Source organism: Streptomyces sp. CA189 (assembly GCF_056428985.1).
In genome coordinates, this window is the sequence record NZ_JBWJVM010000189.1 from 1 (window position 1) to 1,050 (window position 1,050).

Consider the following 1,050-nt stretch of genomic DNA (forward strand, 5'->3'; position numbering starts at 1 on the left):
GGCGGTTTCTAGGGGTCGTCGCAACACGTGGTTGGTTGTTCAGGCCGCGAGGAGTTTATGCAGGCGCTCGGCTGGGGTTTCCCAGCCGAGCGTTTTGCGTGGTCGGCCGTTGAGCTGGGCGGCGACGGCGTCGAGGTGTTCGCGGCTGTGGACGGCCAGGTCGGTGCCCTTGGGAAAGTACTGCCGCAGCAGACCGTTCGTGTTCTCGTTCGAGCCGCGCTGCCAGGGACTGCCCGGATCACAGAAGTAGACCGGGACGTCAGTGGCGATGCTGAAGGAGCGGTGTTCGGCCATCTCGCTGCCCTGGTCCCAGGTCAGGGACCGTTTGAGGTGGGCGGGCAGCCGCTGCACGGTCTCCTGGAGCGCGTCACGGACCTGCTCGGCACTACGGCCGTTCGGCAGGTGCAGGAGCATGACGTATCTGGTGGCGCGTTCGACGAGGGTGCCGATCGCGGAGCCGCTGTCCTTGCCGATGATCAGGTCGCCTTCCCAGTGGCCGGGCACCGCCCGGTCCTCAACTTCGGCCGGGCGGTCGCTGATCATGACCATCGGCTCGGTGAAGCGGGGCTGGCGGCAGTTGGCCTGACGGTGGGGCTTGCGGCGGGCTCGGCCACTGCGCAGGGCGCCGGCGAGCTCTCGCCGTAGCTCTCCGCGTCCTTGGACGTAGAGGGCCTGGTAGACGGTTTCGTGGACCACGTGCATCTCCGGCCGGTCGGGGAACTGACTGCGCAGAGCGTGGCAGATCTGCTCCGGACTCCACCGCTCGTCCAGGCCCGCTTGGATCGCGGCCCGCAGTTCGGGGTTCTGTCCGATCTTCCCGGGCTTGGGGCGGGGCCGGCGGGCATCGGCGCGGGCCTGGGCCGCGTGCGGCCGGTACTGCCCGTTTCCGGGGTGGCGGTTGCGGCGGACTTCACGGCTGACCGTGGAGGGGCTGCGGCCCAGCTCCGCCGCTATCGCGCGGATCGTGGCCTTCTCCCGCAGGCGGTCGGCGATGTGGATGCGGTCGGCCTCGCGCAAGTACCGCGAGGGCACGGAAGGCGGCTCCACCGC

General features: G+C 69.8%; 1 protein-coding gene. It reads right to left on the minus strand.

The window, feature by feature from the left end; genetic code table 11:
* Positions 1-39: 39 nt before the first annotated feature.
* Positions 40-1,050 (minus strand): IS30 family transposase (locus AC061S_RS44450; protein ID WP_478691578.1); only part of this gene is annotated, 1,011 nt, incomplete at its 5' end.